Source organism: Asaia lannensis NBRC 102526, assembly GCF_024054035.1.
GTDB lineage: Bacteria > Pseudomonadota > Alphaproteobacteria > Acetobacterales > Acetobacteraceae > Asaia > Asaia lannensis.
In genome coordinates this window covers 134,917-150,523 of record NZ_JAMXQU010000006.1, presented here as the reverse complement: position 1 = coordinate 150,523, position 15,607 = coordinate 134,917, and the positions used below count along the sequence as shown (strand labels likewise).

The following is a 15,607-nucleotide window of genomic DNA, read 5'->3' as shown; positions in this document are numbered from 1 at the left end:
TTCCGCATACGAAACCAACTTCAGCTCGACTCTGGTGAAAGCAGACGCATCAGGGCATCGAACTGATCGAGACTGCGGTAGTCCAGACGAAGCGACCCCCCCTTGCCATTGAACTCGATCTTGACCTTCAGACCCAGACGCGTTGCCAGATCGCGTTCCAGACGTACCAGCTCATTATCCCTCGGCGGCTTGGCTTCCGCCTGCTCGGCCTTAGGTGTCTGACGGGCCAAGGCTTCGGTCTGACGTACGTTGAGCCCGCGTGCGATCACGATATCTGCGGCAGCACAGGGATCGGGATGCGCCAACAGGGCTCGAGCGTGGCCTGCGCTCAGCAGCCCGTCACGCACTTTCTGGCGGACGGCTTCAGGCAGGTTGAGCAGACGCAGGATGTTGCCGATATGCGGACGGGATTTGCCAACCGCCCCGGCCAGTTCTTCCTGTGTCAGGGCGTAGTCCGTCAGCAGGCGTTGCAGGCCTTCTGCCTCTTCAATCGCGTTGAGGTCTGCACGTTGCAGGTTCTCTACCAGTGCCGCGGCCATGGCATCGGCATCGTCGAGCAGACGCACATGGACAGGGACTTCGTGCAGACCGGCACGCTGCGAGGCACGCCAGCGACGCTCACCCGCGATAATCTGGTAACGCCCTTTCTGCTCCGGATCCGGACGAACGAGAATGGGCTGCAGCACACCACGACTGCGTATCGAATCGGCCAGTTCGTTCAGGCGTCCCTCATCCATGTCCACACGAGGCTGGAAAGGGCCTGGTGCCAGCAGATCGACACCGAGCATGGACGGGTTTGGAGCCGCCTCATGTGCAGGTCCGGGAGTGCGTGGCAGGTCGATGGCCTGATCGCCAAGAAGGGCGGCAAGACCGCGTCCAAGACGGGGAGCCGGTTTCTTGCTCATGACTGAGCCCCTTTCTGGTTGGAAAGCCCCAGACGCTGGGCGATTTCCTGAGCGAGAGCCAGGTAGGCGGCAGCCCCGCTGCTGCGACGATCATACTCCAACACGGAGCAGCCATGGCTCTGTGCCTCGGAAATCTTGATATTGCGCGGAATCAGCGTTTCAAGCACCTGATCGCCGAAGAAGTTGCGTGCATCAGCCGCGACCAGCTCGGACAGGTTGTTGCGCCGGTCGTACATGGTGAGAATGATGCCTGCCACATGCAGATCGGCATTGAAGGCGCGACGCACGCGATCGACCGTACGCACGATCTGACTGATTCCCTCCAGCGCGAAAAATTCGCATTGCAGCGGGATCAGCACCGCATCCGAAGCAACCAGCGCGTTGAGCGTCAGCAGACCGAGGCTCGGCGGGCAGTCGATCAGAATGACGTCGTAGCGCCCTGAAAGAGCCTCCAGCGCCTCGCGTATGCGAAATTCGCGACGATCGCTTCCAATCAGCTCGATCTCTGCGCCAGCCAGATCGGTATTGGCCACGATGATATCGAGATTGGGTGTCTGGGTCGGACGCGGCAGCTTTTCGGGCGGCGCTTCCTGCATCAGGGCGGCATAGCTGCCGATCTGACGGGTGTTGTAATCGACACCCAACCCGGTCGAGGCATTGCCTTGCGGGTCGAGATCGACCAGCAGCACGCGTTGCGTACTTGCCAGCGCCGCTGCCAGATTGATCGCTGTTGTGGTCTTGCCCACACCCCCCTTCTGGTTGGTGACGGCGAGAATACGGGCCTTCTTGCCCGTGTCGTTATTCGACACGTTTGATATCGCTTATCTCGATGATGGCGCCGCCCGAAGCAGCGCGATTGTCCAGAATTCTGTGCTGCATGTGCCAGCACCGTTCGGCTTCGGTCAACTCGTCGGGGAGATTTTTCCCCTTCAAAAACAGCGCCTTCCCTTCAGGCAGAAGAAAAGGCGCGCTCCACTCCAGCAGCTGCGTCAATGAAGCCAGAGCCCTCGCCGTGACATAGGGCGCAGGGGCCAGCTCAGCCTGTTCGATACGCTTTGGCACGACGGTGGCCCTGACGCCGCAAGCACGCGCGGCTTCACGCAGAAAAGCGCATTTGCGCTGATCCGATTCGACCATGACCATTTCGGCATCGCAGGCGATACCGATCATCAGCGCTGGAAATCCACCCCCCGAGCCCAGATCGATCACGCGCGACCCCGGTACGATATAGGGAACGACCCTGAGTGAGTCGGCAATATGACGCTCCCACAGATGGGGCATGTCGCGTGGACTGACCAGATTGATCCGGGCATTCCATTTTTCCAGCAGTGACGCGAAGACCTCAAGCCGGTCGCGTGTTTCACGTGAAACCCCGTTCATGCAACGGCCCTCACATGCGCAAGGAGTGCAATCATGGCCGCAGGCGTGACACCGGGTACGCGCTGAGCTGCGGCAAAATTGGCCGGCCTTGCCAGAGACAGGCGTTCTTTCATTTCGCTGCTCAATCCTCCGATACGTCCGTAATTGAGATCGTCAGGCAGCGCGATCTGCGCTTCGTTTGCAAGCTGGCGGATCTCCCGCTCCTGACGCTGCAGATACCCGCCATATCGGGCTTCAGTCTCCACATGGCGACGCACACGCAAGGGTAGCGCACCGAACCATGGCGCGAGACGCATGGCCGATGCCTCATCGGCCTGACCCGACAGAACGTCCAGCAGCGAACGTCTGCGCCCATCCTGCGAGACCGCCACCCCCTGCGCTGCCAGATCCTGCGGCGCAAAAACAGTCAGACGGGCCTGCTCCATAGCTGCAGCAATCGCATCGCGGTCTTCCTGCAGGCGTGCGGAGCGTTCGGTGCCCACGCATCCCATACGCATGCCGATTTCCGTCAGACGCAAATCGGCATTATCGGCGCGCAGGCTCAGTCTGTATTCGGCGCGCGAGGTGAACATACGATAAGGCTCGGATACGCCTTGCAGCGTCAGATCATCGAGCATCACGCCAAGATAGGCCTGATCGCGCCCCAGAACGAGCGCATCATTTCCCGCAACGAAACGCGCAGCATTAAGCCCTGCCAGAAGCCCCTGCGCCCCGGCTTCTTCATAGCCGGTCGTTCCATTGATCTGACCGGCAAGGTAAAGCCCCGACATCGCCCTGAGCGCCAGACTGGGCGCCAGCTCGCGTGGATCGACATAATCATACTCAACCGCATAACCCGGCGTAACGATACGCGCCTTTTCGAGCCCGGGGATCGACGCAATCATCAGGGCCTGGATATCGGCAGGCAGACTGGTCGAGATACCATTCGGATAGACCAGATCGCCCCCCGGATTGCCCGGCAGGCCCTCCGGCTCAAGAAAGATCTGATGGCCGTCCTTTTCGCCGAAGCGGACGATCTTGTCTTCTATCGAGGGGCAATAGCGCGGTCCCTTGCCCGCAATAGCGCCACCATACAGCGCTGAAAGCGCGAGGTTATCGCGTATGATCTGATGCGTCTGCGGGGTAGTGCTCGTGATCCGGCAGGAGAGCTGATCTGTCGTGATCCGATCGGTCAGACGGCTGAACGGTTCGGGCACTTCATCGCCCTTGTCCTCGGCCAGCGAGTCCCAGTCGATGCTTTCGCGCGCAAGACGCGCCGGCGTGCCGGTCTTGAGCCGCCCCATGCGCAGACCCAGCGCTTCGAGCCGTTCGCCCAGGCGCGCTGCCGGACGCTCACCGATGCGCCCTGCCTGTTCCTGCGTGTGCCCGATATGGATAACGCCGCGCAAAAACGTGCCGCTTGTCACGACCACCGCCCCGCATGAAAAGACCCGACCGTCTTCGCAGACGACCCCGGTCACACGCCCGTCTTCCACATTCAGATCGGCGGCCTCACCGGCCAGAATGGTCAGGTTCGGCGTGGCATTCAGCAGCGCCTGGATGGCATTGCGATACAGGAAGCGATCGGCCTGAGCGCGGGGGCCGTGTACGGCTGGCCCCTTGGAACGGTTCAGCAGCTTGAAATGGATCCCTGCCCGATCTGCCGCGCGCCCCATCAATCCATCGAGCGCATCGATCTCGCGCACCAGATGCCCCTTACCGATGCCGCCGATCGCCGGATTGCACGACATGGCTCCGATCATCTCGGGTTTCTGGGTCAGCAAAAGCGTACGCGCGCCGAAACGCGCCGAGGCCGCTGCAGCCTCACTTCCTGCATGCCCTCCGCCTATGACGACAACATCAAACTCGCTCACACACGCCTCATTTACCAATGCAGAATTGTCCGAATATCACATCGAGCAGGGAGTCGACATCAACTTGTCCGGTCAGTCTCCCAAGAGCACGCATGGCCAGACGGAGTGCTTCGCCCCTCACCTCCGGCCATGTCGCTTCTCTGGCCTGATCGAGATAGAGCAATGCCTCCTCAATCCCTGCCCTGTGGCGTGCACGTGTCAGGGGTGCGCCTACGCCGGATGTCAAAGCCGTGATGCGCTCTGCAAGGGCCGCTTCGAAATCGACCATCCCCTCGCCTGTCTGAACACTCAACCCCAGCCCCGCTCCGACAGGGGGGTGCAGATCGATCTTGTTGCTGACGATCAGCGCGTCCGGTCGCAGCGGGGCTTCGGCCTCTCCCGCCATGACATGCACGACGAGATCGGCATGTTCCACGTGAAACAATGCCCGTTTTATGCCCTCAGCCTCGATCTCGTCATCGGTCTCACGCAACCCTGCAGTATCGACAAGACGCAGCCTCACGCCATGAAACAGCCAGTCTATGGCAATGACGTCGCGCGTCGTACCGGCACGATGGGTCACGATCGCCGCATCGTAACCTGCCAGATAATTGAGCAGGCTCGACTTGCCGACATTGGGGGCGCCTGCGATCACGACAGTAAGACCTCGCCTGACAATCTCGCCTCGCCTGTCTGACAGATGCCCACGCAGATCATCGCGCAGACCATCCAGCGTACGCGCCAGTGACAGCTCCACAGCCTCTGGCAGGTCCTCGTCAGGGAAATCGATCAGGGCCTCCTGATGCGCGAGCAGGGTTTTCAGCCGCGCGCTCCAGCCCTCGTAAACCCGACTGAGTGCCCCATCGGCCTGGGCGAGCGCCTGCTGACGCTGACTCTGGCTTTCAGCATCGACGAGATCGGCAATCGCCTCGGCCTGAAGCAGATCGAGCCTCCCCGCCTGAACGGCACGACGCGTGAATTCACCCGGCTCTGCCGGACGCGCACCGAGTGCCGTGAGCGCCATGGCGACACGGTCGATCACAGCCGGACCCGCATGAAGATGCAGCTCGAAACCGTCTTCACCCGTATAGGAGCGTGGGCCCGGCAGCCATAACACCATGGCATCATCCAGATGGTCGCCGTCATGATGGAGCGCCCGCAAACTCGCGTGGCGCGGTGCAGGCAGACGCCCACGGCATAGTGCCGCCAGCACCTCTTGAGCCCCGGAGCCACTTGCGCGCATGATAGCGATAGCCGCCCGCCCGGTTCCCGTAGCCAGAGCGAAAATCACCTCGCCCCTGCGCTCACCCGGGCGTTCCATCGCGTCAACCATGTGAATTCCTTCTATGCCCCAGCTCTCGCTTCATTCTCCTCTCGGCCCTCTTACACTCAGCGAAGATGAGGGCGCTATCGTTGCCCTCGACTGGGGTTGGGGGCGCGATCAGGAAAAGACGCCTCTCCTTACCCGTGCCCAGACCATGCTGGAACGCTATTTCGACGGCGAGGCAGAAAGTTTCGACCTTCCGTTGGCTCCTTGGGGCACAGCGTATCGCAAAGCCGTATGGCAGGCCTTGCGCGATGTGCCTTATGGCCAGACTGTCAGCTATGCCGAACTCGCCGCAAAAGCTGGCGGCTCAGCCCGTTCCATTGGCGGAGCCATGGCCCATAATCCCATTCCCATCCTGATCCCCTGTCATCGCGTTCTCGGCAAAAGCCATCTGGGCGGATATTCAGGCGAAGGCGGTCTGGACGACAAACGCTACCTTCTGCGCCTCGAAGGGGTTTCGATCTAGCTTTTACAGGACAGCCCCCCTGCTGTGGTCCGGTTCACACAGGGCTCTACCCCTCATCTGAGAAGGGACAGAACCCTTCGATGTCCAGTGCGTAACCGGGCCTCTCTTCTGAGGACATCATCCGTCGGCAGGGTACGGAATAAAACCCCATAAAAAAACCGCCGGAAGCGTGAGCCTCCGGCGGTTTTTCATGACCTGAAAACCAGATCAGTTGTTCATGGCGTCGAAGAAATCCTGGTTCGTCTTGCTGTATTTCAGCTTGTCGAGCAGGAAGTCCATGGCATCCATCGTGCCCATCGGCGCAAGGATACGACGCAGGACCCACATCTTCGACAGCGAAGCGCGATCGACCAGAAGCTCTTCCTTACGCGTGCCCGACTTGGTGATGTCGATTGCCGGGAAGGTCCGCTTGTCGGCCAGCTTGCGATCAAGGATGAGCTCGGAGTTACCCGTGCCCTTGAACTCTTCGAAGATGACTTCATCCATGCGGCTGCCGGTGTCGATCAGCGCAGTCGCGATAATGGTGAGCGAACCGCCTTCCTCGATATTACGGGCCGCACCGAAGAAGCGCTTGGGGCGCTGCAGTGCGTTGGCATCCACACCGCCGGTCAGCACCTTGCCCGATGACGGAACAACCGTGTTGTAGGCGCGTGCCAGACGGGTAATCGAGTCGAGAAGAATGACGACATCGCGCTTGTGCTCGACCAGACGCTTGGCCTTTTCAAGCACCATTTCAGTGACCTGCACATGGCGTGTCGCTGGCTCGTCGAAGGTCGAGGACACAACTTCGCCGCGCACGGAGCGGGCCATGTCGGTCACTTCCTCGGGGCGTTCATCGATCAGCAGAACGATCAGGAACACATCGGGGTGATTGGCCGAAATCGACGAGGCGATGCTCTGCAGCATCACGGTCTTGCCGGTACGCGGGGGTGCCACGATCAGGGCGCGCTGCCCCATGCCGATGGGCGCCACCAGATCGATCACGCGCGGTGTGTAATCGCGCTGGTCTTTCTTGCCCTTGCCCGTGGGCTGAGGCTCAGGTGTGCCGGTCTGCTCGACTTCCATACGCAGGCGACGCTCAGGATAGAGCGGCGTCAGATTGTCGAAGTTGATGCGCTGACGGACGGCGTCAGGCTCTTCGAAATTGATGGTGTTGACCTTGAGGAGCGAGAAGTAACGCTCGCCGTCGCGCGGCGCGCGGATCTGCCCCTCGACCGTATCGCCAGGGCGCAGGCTGAAGCGACGGACCTGGGCGGGGGAGATATAGATATCGTCAGGACCGGGCAGGTAATTCGCTTCGGGCGAACGCAGGAAACCGAAACCGTCCGGCAGGATTTCCAGCGTCCCTTCGCCGTAAATGGCCTGCTCGTTATCCGCCAGGGTCTTGAGAATGGCGAACATGATGTCCTGCTTGCGCATCGAGGAGGCATTCTCGATTTGCAGCTCTTCAGCATAGGCCAGCAGATCGGCAGGTGTTTTTTTCTTGAGTTCAGCAAGATGCATGAAAAGCGCCTTAGATGGGCTATAGTCCACTGCCCGGAAGACGGAGAGCCGCACCCGTGACAGATGATCGATCGTGAAAGAATGCCCCGTCAGATGGGCCGCAGAAACGGGCCCGACGATGAGCGAAGACGAAAGGGTCTTGAGAAAGGCCGCATAAGTGAAAACCAGCGGCTCTTGCGTCTCAATCTAATGAGAAATAACGCTTTCTGTCAATAGTTCCGATCAACCGCGCCAAGGCTTCATCATATACTGTCCCGATGTCGTTTCGGACGCCCCGAGCCCCGGAATAATGAACATCAGAGGTGACGCCTTTACACGTTCGGCATAGGCGCCTGAAATCATGGCCGGTGCGCATTGTCCATCCAGATGAAGCGGCTTGGGAAGCGCGATATCGATCGTGCATGGCATGGGTCCGGCTGGGTGACCCGCAACACGATAACCGACATTGCCAGAACCCTGCTGCGCAATCTGCCCGGTAAGCGGGGCTGCCTGAAGCGGGCGGTTATCGGCATCGAGAACGACGAATTCACCCGAAAGGCGCGTCCCTTCCACCCGGTACCCCATCAGGACATGCGTGGGTTGCCTGCCCGTATAACCGGGGGCCTGGCGAAAATCCGGCGCAACCATGCTCTCGCCCTCATAGCGAAGCGGCTCCCGTGCTAAGCGGTCGAGCGCAGCCTGGGCCTGCTCCGTTGTCGGCTGCAGAACCGGGCGTGCTATGGCCTGAGAGGCCACAAGCCCAAGGCATAGGACAGGAAGGGTCAGAGCGAGGCGGTTCACGATGAGCGATCTCCAAACCAGCCCCGGCGCCAGAATATAAAAAGGGGAACGGCCACCGAGGCAAGCATCAGGCACAAAGCATAGTAATAGCCATAACGCCAATCGAGTTCCGGCATCACCTTGAAATTCATGCCGTACACGCCCGCAAGCAAGGTAGGCGTGATCCCCACGAAACTGACCACCGTCAGCAGCTTCATGCCGTTATTCTGGTCGATACTGATAAAACCGAGCGTGGCATCCAGCAGGAACTGGACCTTCGCCGTCATCTGAACGACGTAATCGCTCAATGAGGCGACGTCGCGCCCCAGAATGCGCAGCCGCATCTGAAGCGTATCGCGAAACTCGAAATAACGCGCATCGCCCAGATACATACCGATGCGATCCACCCCCAGAAGACTTTCCCGGATCGACGATGTCAGATCGCCACTCTCGCCCAGCTCGCGCAGGGTCTGTCGCAGCAATTCGGCACTGCGCACGCGTCGGTTCGGCCTTTTGGCGGCAAAGACCGTACGTGAGATCGCATCGAGCGCATGACCGACATTTTCGAGAATATCGGCAAGACGGTTGACGATCGTCTCAAGCAGATGGATCGTCAGCTCCGGTACGTCGGACAGGGCAAAATCGGCATTATCGGCCGCCAGATCGCGGCTCATGGTTTCGAAGGCGGTATAGCTCGCATAACGCAGCGTGATGAGCTTGTCCGGTGTGATCACCATACCGACTGGCCATGTCGTCAGCACACCATCGACCATGCGCACCAAGGGCATGGACAGATAGATGACATCGCCCCGTTTGTAGTGACGCGACGAGCTTTCGATCTCTTCCAGCGCATCGCGGCGTGGCAGGGTAATCCCCAGCATGGTTTCGGACAGACGGATCTCGTCTTCGGTGGGCTCGACCAGATCGAGCCATGTCACATTTTTCGCGTCATCTGCGGCCAGAATTTCATGAACGGGTTGCCCGACAGGATGGGCCAGAAACATCTCGTTTTTCCTTTTTGGCTCGGACGCTTTCCCTTGCGGGACAAGAATGGACGCAACGCCGCCCCTCTGGTATCGCAGAAACCCGCTCGCCGTGTCGATCCATGTCCCTGACAGGAAATTTGCCATGAGTTCTGAAGTTCCGCCTCGCCCCAACAGCCTGCGCAACGGCCCCGACCAACGCGGTCGTTTCGGCAGTTTCGGCGGTCAGTTCGTGGCAGAAACCCTCATGCCTCTGGTGCAGGATCTGACAGAAGCCTATCAGGCCATCAAGGCCGATCCCGAATTCAGACGCGAACTCGATTATTATTTCCGCGACTATGTGGGCCGCCCCAGCCCGCTCTGGCATGCAAAGCGCCTGAGTGAAGAGCTTGGCGGCGCAAAGATCTATCTCAAGCGCGAAGAGCTCAACCATACCGGCTCGCACAAGCTGAACAATGTGATGGGCCAGATCCTTCTGGCACGACGCATGGGCAAGACACGCATCGTGGCCGAGACTGGGGCCGGACAGCATGGCGTGGCAACAGCCACGGTCTGCGCCCTGTTCGGCATGAAATGCAAAATCTACATGGGTGCGGTCGATGTCGAGCGGCAGAAACCCAACGTATTTCGCATGCATCTGCTCGGCGCCGAGGTTCATCCAGTCACGGCAGGGTCTGGCACACTCAAGGACGCCATGAACGAGGCGATGCGCGACTGGGTAGCCAACGTGCATGACACCTATTTTCTGGTAGGCACGGTTGCCGGGCCGCACCCCTATCCGGAAATGGTGCGCGATTTCCAGTCCATCATCGGCATCGAAACGCGCGAGCAGATCCTGGCCACAGAAGGTCGTCTGCCTGACGTTCTGGTTGCAGCCATCGGTGGCGGTTCGAATGCGATGGGCCTGTTCCATCCCTTCCTCGATGACGACGCCGTCAGGATGATCGGCGTCGAGGCCGCAGGTCATGGCCTCGATAGCGGTCTCACCGCAGCCTCCATTTCACGTGGACGTTCCGGCGTGCTGCATGGTAATCGCACCTATCTGCTTCAGGATGAGTTCGGTCAGATCGCCGAGGCGCATTCGATCAGCGCCGGTCTCGATTATCCGGGCATCGGACCGGAGCATTCCTGGCTGAACGATATCGGTCGCGTGGAATATGTCGGTGTGACAGACAAGGAGGCACTGGATGCGTTCCAGCTCCTGACACGCACAGAAGGCATTATTCCTGCGCTGGAATGTGCCCATGGTCTGGCAGAGGTCATGAAAATCGCGCCGTCCATGACCCCCGATCAGATTATCGTTCTCAACCTGTCCGGCCGTGGCGACAAGGACATCTTTACTGTCGCCGAGCATCTGGGAGTTGCGCTGTGAGTCGTATCAAGGCCCGTTTCGACGCCCTCAAATCCGAGGGGCGCGGGGCACTCATTCCGTATCTTCAGGCATTCGACCCCGATCTCGAGACTTCGCTCGCACTGCTGAAAGGCATGCCCGAAGCCGGTGCGGACCTGATCGAGATCGGCGTTCCCTTTTCCGATCCTTCTGCCGATGGCCCGACCATTCAGGCTGCAGCCAGACGCGGCCTGACGGCCGGTGCCACACTGGCAGGCGTGCTCGACATGGTGCGCGCTTTTCGTGAGGGCGATAACGAGACACCCATCATCCTGATGGGCTATCTCAATCCGATCGATAGCTACGGCCCTGCCCGCTTCTGTACCGATGCAGCACAAGCCGGCGTCGATGGGCTGATCATTGTCGACCTCCCCAAGGAAGAAAGCGATCTGCTGGCCGATGATGCACAGCGCTGCGGCCTTGACCTCATTCAGCTGATTGCCCCGAACACGCCGGATGCACGTCTACCCTATCTGCTCGATACCGCCTCGGGCTTTATCTATTATGTCAGCATCACCGGCATTACCGGCACGCGCACGGCCAGCAATGACGAACTGTCAGCAGCCCTGCCACGCATCCGGGCTGTCAGCCATCTGCCTGTTGCCATAGGCTTTGGCATTCGCACACCCGAACAGGCGAAGCAGGCGGCTTCTGTGGGCGATGCAGCTGTCGTGGCCTCAGCCCTGATCGCCACGCTTGCCGAGACGCTCGACAATGGCAAGGCCACAGCCTCTACGGTGCCAGCCGTACTGGAGCAGCTCTCGACCATCGCACGCGCCGTGCGTGGAGCCTGACAATAGGACCGGACCCGACACAGATCCTGAAATCTGCACCGAAATAAAAAAGCCACGTTGAACCGGGTTCAACGTGGCTTTCCGGTTTTTAAAGGCTTCTGAAGGTTCAGCGTGTGTTGTGTTTGAGCGCAGAGCCGAACGAGATTGCAGACACGCCACCGAAAATCAGTTCGACCCCGATAAACGTGCCGATCAGCCAAAGACCGGACCAGGGCAGCGTAACGAAGATAAAAATACCCGTCAGCAGCGACACGACAGCGCTGAGCACCAGGGTCCACCAATTGGGCACATCGCGATTACCCATCGCCCAGATGCCGCGCATGACGCCTGACGCCATAAGACATCCCGCCATAAACGCCGTCAGAAAGAACGACCCCGTAATCGGCTCCTGAATCAGCAGAATACCGCTCACGCCATAGAGAAGACCCATGAGAGCGGTCATCCAGAAGCGTGATCCGGGCACATCGCGATGCGCAAAACTCTGCGCCAGATATGCCCCGCCCGAAAAGATCAGCAGCATCCCGAGAACCACCACGCTCGCGAGAGTCGCGACGATCGCGTCAACCAGAGCCACAGCCCCGAGAACGAGCAGGACAATGCCAATCCCGATAAACCAGTTCGGCTTGAGCTTGGTGCTCATGGGGGGCATTCCGGGTATGGGGTTAAAGCCAGACATAGTGCTTTCTTCCTTTCTTTTCAGTCTCTACGCATCAGAGACGCGGCAGGCGCATTATTGGGTTGTTAACAATGCGTTACCTTCTTTCGCACCCTCATGAGCCACTGCGATGTTTCACGTGAAACATGCCTGTGGATGCGCCTCAATACTGCGTCTACCCGCACCATCCCGTAAGCACAGGTGCTGTTTTCAGAAACATTTACGGACAAGAAGAAGTCGGTCGACAGATTGTCACATTTGCCCGGTGACAGTATTGAACAGGTCATGTGTGCAGATCGCCTCCGAAACCGGCTCGCCGGACTGGTCTCGCGTCGAGACCCTTCTCGCCAGAAGAACGGGACTGCGCGTCAGATGACGCGACCTGTTCTCGATCGGGACACCATCGATCCGGGGCCGGGCCGCCTGGGGCAGAGAGTCGAGGCACTGCAGGCCTGCCTGCGTCTCGCTGGGGTCGTCGTCTGGGTACCTCTTTCGGTCGGTTTCGAAGCCCTGCTCCTCCCCATTCCGGGCGTGCTGAAAATACGCTGGACCCGCGTTATCTGGGGCGTGCTGTGCAAACTGCTCGATCTGGATATCAAGGTAATCGGCGAACCGGTCGGCACTGTGGGCGGCCAGAAAGGACGCGATCGTGGCGAGCGTCCGGTGATCTATGTCGCCAATCACTCATCCTGGCTCGATATTCCCGTCCTCGGGACCAAGATCTATTCCGTTTTCGTTGCCAAGGGCGATATCGAACGCTGGCCTATCATGGGGCTGGTCTCCAAAATCGGTCGGACCATATTCGTCAGTCGCAACAGAAGCACGACAGGGCGCGAGCGCGACGAGATGATCACCCGCCTCGCAACCGGCGATAACCTGATCCTGTTCCCTGAGGGAACGTCGTCGGACGGATCGCGCGTGCTGCCTTTCATGTCGACATTCTTCGCCATCGCCAAGCTGCCACGCCTGCCGAAAAACGCGCCCCCTGTCGACATGCCATCATACCCACCAGGGCTGACACCACTCATCCAGCCCATCTCGCTGGTTTATGACCGGCTTGAAGGCCTGCCCGTTCATCGCACCCGACGCGCCATTTTTGCCTGGTATGGCGATATGGATCTCGGCCCGCATGTCTGGCAGTTCCTCAAGAGACGCAACAAGCGCGCCACGATTTTGTTGCACCCACCCCTCGCCCCCGAAAACTTCCCCAGCCGCAAGGCGCTGGCCAACGCGGCATGGGCCGCAGTGGCGCACGGGGCTGCGGCTCTCAGGCAGAATGATGAAACGGTAAAAGGCTGGCACGCGCCGGTCGATCAGCCGGAATGCGAAACCGATCAGAAGTCGATTTCGGTCGTCGCGTGAAAGCTTCTGGGCAGGCCCGCCACCGCTGAATTGGTCGCGTTCGTCCCCCCGTCGATCGAGCTGGGATACACAGACGCCCAGTACTGCACGTTCGTGACATTGGTCACGCCAAAGCGCAGAACCATTGGCGTGCGATACACATGAAACCCGTAACGCGCACCCAGATCCAGTGTCGTAAAAGACGCTGCAAAACTGCGGTTCTCATTATCGGCAGCACGCCGCCCCACAACATGAAAGCTGGCATTGACCGCCGCACCGCGCATCCATTGCGGGTGATAATCGAGCAGCATGCTGGCCTGGACCGGCGCCACCCCGACGACCTGCTTGTGCGACGTCAGGGACGAACCCGTATTGCCTGTCTGGGCATCGAGCCAGGTCATACCGCCTATCGCACTCAGGGCGTCGTTCAACCGCCCTGCAATCTGCCCTTCAATACCGTAATTGCGCTGAACGCCAGCCTCACGAAACAGGCCGCTTGCCGGATCGGTGAAAGCAAAATCGCGCGTCATACGAAAAGCCGCCACACTCAGCATCAATCCCCGTGAAGGGCGATACTTTGCGCCCACCTCATATTCCTCCGACCGGAGCGGCGCGAGAACATCGTTCGCATTCAGGCTGGAAGCCGGTGCGACGGGTCCAGCCTGAACGGCCTGTCCCCAGGTGGCGTAGAGACTGGTACGCGCGCCGGGACGATAGATCAGGCTCGTCATGGGGGTGAACAGGCCAGAGGCATGATACGCACCCGTCGTCACCCCTGCCTTGCTAGTGCTCATGGTATCGAGCCAGCTCCAGCCCAGAGTTCCCATCACCGAGACATGACGCGTGAGCGCAATCGTATCGCCAGCCAGCAGGGACTGGGTCAGGATCGATGCAGAGCGGTAGCGCCCCGAAAAATAGGGCTGTGTGCCGGTATAGACGACAGGCGCGCCAAGACTGGCCGTTCCCAGAACAGTGCTGGCGCCTGCAGTCGGATTGAAGTTTCCCATGCTGTAGCCGTTCGAGCCGAGCACGACCCGATGGTCGAAATGCCAGGTGCGAAACCGTCCGTTCACATAGGCCAGATTGGACCAGACCCTGAAATCATTGGCGGTCGTCGCTGCTGTAATCGTGGTCCGGTACCGTCCTGCCGCATCCAGCAACGCATTGGTCACACCGAACACGTTGCGTCCCGCATCCTGATAAAGCCCGCCCAGTGTCAGCGACCAGTCTGCATCGAAGCGATGCACGATTTTCATCAGCGCCGTATCGGTTGACGCATTATATCCGGCAAATCTCTGCCCATAGCCCTGCCGTGACAGATCGGGCGCCCTGGGCAAGACAAGGCCGGTTGGAAAGGTAAACCCTCCCGCATAGCCACGCTGGGCATAGCTGTACTGGCTGGCATCGATCTGGATCTGTGTCCTGTCATCAAGCCTGATATCGAACGCCCCGACGATCATCCCGCGCCTCAGATGCGTTCCCGGCGCGTAGCTGGTGCCTGACTGGTTGAGCATCGTCACACGATAGCCGAACCACTTCCCACCGCCTGTCCGTCCGGCAACATCGAGCGATTCCAGGGGGGCGCCCGTGGCATCCACCCCCAGAACGAGATGCTCCTGTTGTCGGTCCGTTGGCCGGTTGAGCGTATAATCGAATGTGCCTGCCGGGTTCTGCGGCCCGTATAACGCGCCGGAAAGTCCATTAAGCACCTGAAGCGAGTCGAACATCTCAGCCGCATAGGGGGTCGTGATGACCATGTTCAGCCCGTCCATACGGGAGTTGGCAATGACATCGGCCTCGAACCCACGCGATTGCGGACGACTGGTATTGGGGTCTCCCCTCATTTCAAGCTGAACCGAGGGCAGGAACTGCGTCAGGTCGTTCACATTCCGCGCCTGCTGGTTCACGATCGCGTCACGAGGGACGGTCATGACCGAGAACGGCGTCTCCAGAATGGATCGTGTTCCAAGTGGGCCGAGTGTCGCAGCAGAGCGCAGATAATCCGCAGCCAGTCCCGCTGCCTGCCGGCCGCGCACGGTCACATTTTCTTCATGCCGCAAAGGCGCTTTCTGCAATGCGGGCGGCAGACTGTCTGCCTGTGCAGCCCAGACGGAACCGCAGGCAGGCATGAATGCGAGTACAAAACCGCAAGGGAAAGACAGAGCTGGAAAACGGCGCGTCATACCCCGTTATCCTCGCAAAACGAGCGTAGTGTCATCACGGGAATGGCGCTTGCACCGATGCCGGTCATCCTGCGTCCTCACCCATCGGG

General features: G+C 59.9%; 14 protein-coding genes. 4 read left to right on the top strand and 10 right to left on the bottom strand.

Features of this window, described 5'->3' with window-relative positions; translation table 11 throughout:
- Nucleotides 1-20 precede the first annotated feature (20 nt).
- The 5 genes from NF685_RS09865 to mnmE are packed head-to-tail and all read right to left on the bottom strand — an operon-like array spanning nt 21 to nt 5,450.
- Nucleotides 21-905 (bottom strand): ParB/RepB/Spo0J family partition protein, encoded by an 885-nt coding sequence (locus NF685_RS09865; RefSeq protein ID WP_222546218.1) that lies wholly within the window; start codon nt 903-905, stop codon nt 21-23.
- The gene (locus tag NF685_RS09860; RefSeq protein ID WP_252849499.1) at nt 902-1,714 is read right to left on the bottom strand and encodes a ParA family protein; all 813 of its coding nucleotides are present in this window, start codon (nt 1,712-1,714) and stop codon (nt 902-904) included. Before NF685_RS09860 ends, NF685_RS09865 begins: the two co-directional genes overlap by 4 nt.
- Nucleotides 1,704-2,285, bottom strand: a complete 582-nt coding sequence (gene rsmG / locus NF685_RS09855; RefSeq protein WP_252849498.1) for a 16S rRNA (guanine(527)-N(7))-methyltransferase RsmG — start codon at nt 2,283-2,285, stop codon at nt 1,704-1,706. Before rsmG ends, NF685_RS09860 begins: the two co-directional genes overlap by 11 nt.
- Nucleotides 2,282-4,138: a tRNA uridine-5-carboxymethylaminomethyl(34) synthesis enzyme MnmG gene (gene mnmG, locus NF685_RS09850; protein WP_252849497.1), complete on the bottom strand. Its 1,857-nt coding sequence runs from the start codon at nt 4,136-4,138 to the stop codon at nt 2,282-2,284. The genes rsmG and mnmG overlap by 4 nt, the downstream gene beginning before the upstream one ends.
- A 7-nt stretch (nt 4,139-4,145) precedes the next feature.
- Nucleotides 4,146-5,450, bottom strand: coding sequence for a tRNA uridine-5-carboxymethylaminomethyl(34) synthesis GTPase MnmE (mnmE, locus tag NF685_RS09845; protein WP_252849496.1), 1,305 nt, complete (start codon nt 5,448-5,450; stop codon nt 4,146-4,148).
- A gap of 13 nt (nt 5,451-5,463) precedes the next feature.
- On the opposite strand from mnmE, the gene NF685_RS09840 reads away from it, so the two are divergent.
- Nucleotides 5,464-5,910, top strand: coding sequence for a methylated-DNA--[protein]-cysteine S-methyltransferase (locus tag NF685_RS09840; protein WP_222546222.1), 447 nt, complete (start codon nt 5,464-5,466; stop codon nt 5,908-5,910).
- 207 nt (nt 5,911-6,117) lie between these two features.
- On the opposite strand, the gene rho is transcribed toward NF685_RS09840, so the two are convergent.
- The 3 genes from rho to NF685_RS09825 all read right to left on the bottom strand — a co-directional run bounded on the left by rho (nt 6,118) and on the right by NF685_RS09825 (nt 9,176).
- Nucleotides 6,118-7,413: a transcription termination factor Rho gene (gene rho, locus NF685_RS09835; protein ID WP_222546223.1), complete on the bottom strand. Its 1,296-nt coding sequence runs from the start codon at nt 7,411-7,413 to the stop codon at nt 6,118-6,120.
- A 222-nt stretch (nt 7,414-7,635) separates the two neighbouring features.
- Nucleotides 7,636-8,193, bottom strand: coding sequence for a hypothetical protein (locus NF685_RS09830; protein WP_252849495.1), 558 nt, complete (start codon nt 8,191-8,193; stop codon nt 7,636-7,638).
- Complete coding sequence (locus tag NF685_RS09825; protein WP_222546225.1) at nt 8,190-9,176, bottom strand: magnesium transporter CorA family protein; 987 nt, start codon at nt 9,174-9,176, stop codon at nt 8,190-8,192. Before NF685_RS09825 ends, NF685_RS09830 begins: the two co-directional genes overlap by 4 nt.
- 124 nt (nt 9,177-9,300) lie before the next feature.
- Here NF685_RS09825 and trpB point away from each other — a divergent pair, with 124 nt between their 5' ends.
- Nucleotides 9,301-10,527, top strand: coding sequence for a tryptophan synthase subunit beta (trpB, locus tag NF685_RS09820; protein WP_252849494.1), 1,227 nt, complete (start codon nt 9,301-9,303; stop codon nt 10,525-10,527).
- Complete coding sequence (gene trpA, locus NF685_RS09815; RefSeq protein WP_252849493.1) at nt 10,524-11,339, top strand: tryptophan synthase subunit alpha; 816 nt, start codon at nt 10,524-10,526, stop codon at nt 11,337-11,339. The genes trpB and trpA overlap by 4 nt, the downstream gene beginning before the upstream one ends.
- A gap of 106 nt (nt 11,340-11,445) precedes the next feature.
- Here the strand turns inward: trpA and NF685_RS09810 are convergent, their stop codons facing one another.
- A complete protein-coding gene (locus NF685_RS09810; RefSeq protein WP_252849492.1) occupies nt 11,446-11,979 on the bottom strand; it encodes an HdeD family acid-resistance protein in 534 nt (177 codons plus the stop codon).
- Between the two features lie 387 nt (nt 11,980-12,366).
- Between NF685_RS09810 and NF685_RS09805 the strand changes: the two genes are divergently transcribed.
- Entirely contained in the window at nt 12,367-13,356 is a 990-nt protein-coding gene (locus NF685_RS09805; RefSeq protein ID WP_252849491.1) for a lysophospholipid acyltransferase family protein, read from the top strand.
- Here the strand turns inward: NF685_RS09805 and NF685_RS09800 are convergent.
- Nucleotides 13,329-15,518, bottom strand: a complete 2,190-nt coding sequence (locus NF685_RS09800) for a TonB-dependent receptor (protein ID WP_252849490.1) — start codon at nt 15,516-15,518, stop codon at nt 13,329-13,331. The two genes, NF685_RS09805 and NF685_RS09800, sit on opposite strands and share 28 nt — an antisense overlap.
- Between the last annotated feature and the right edge of the window lie 89 nt (nt 15,519-15,607).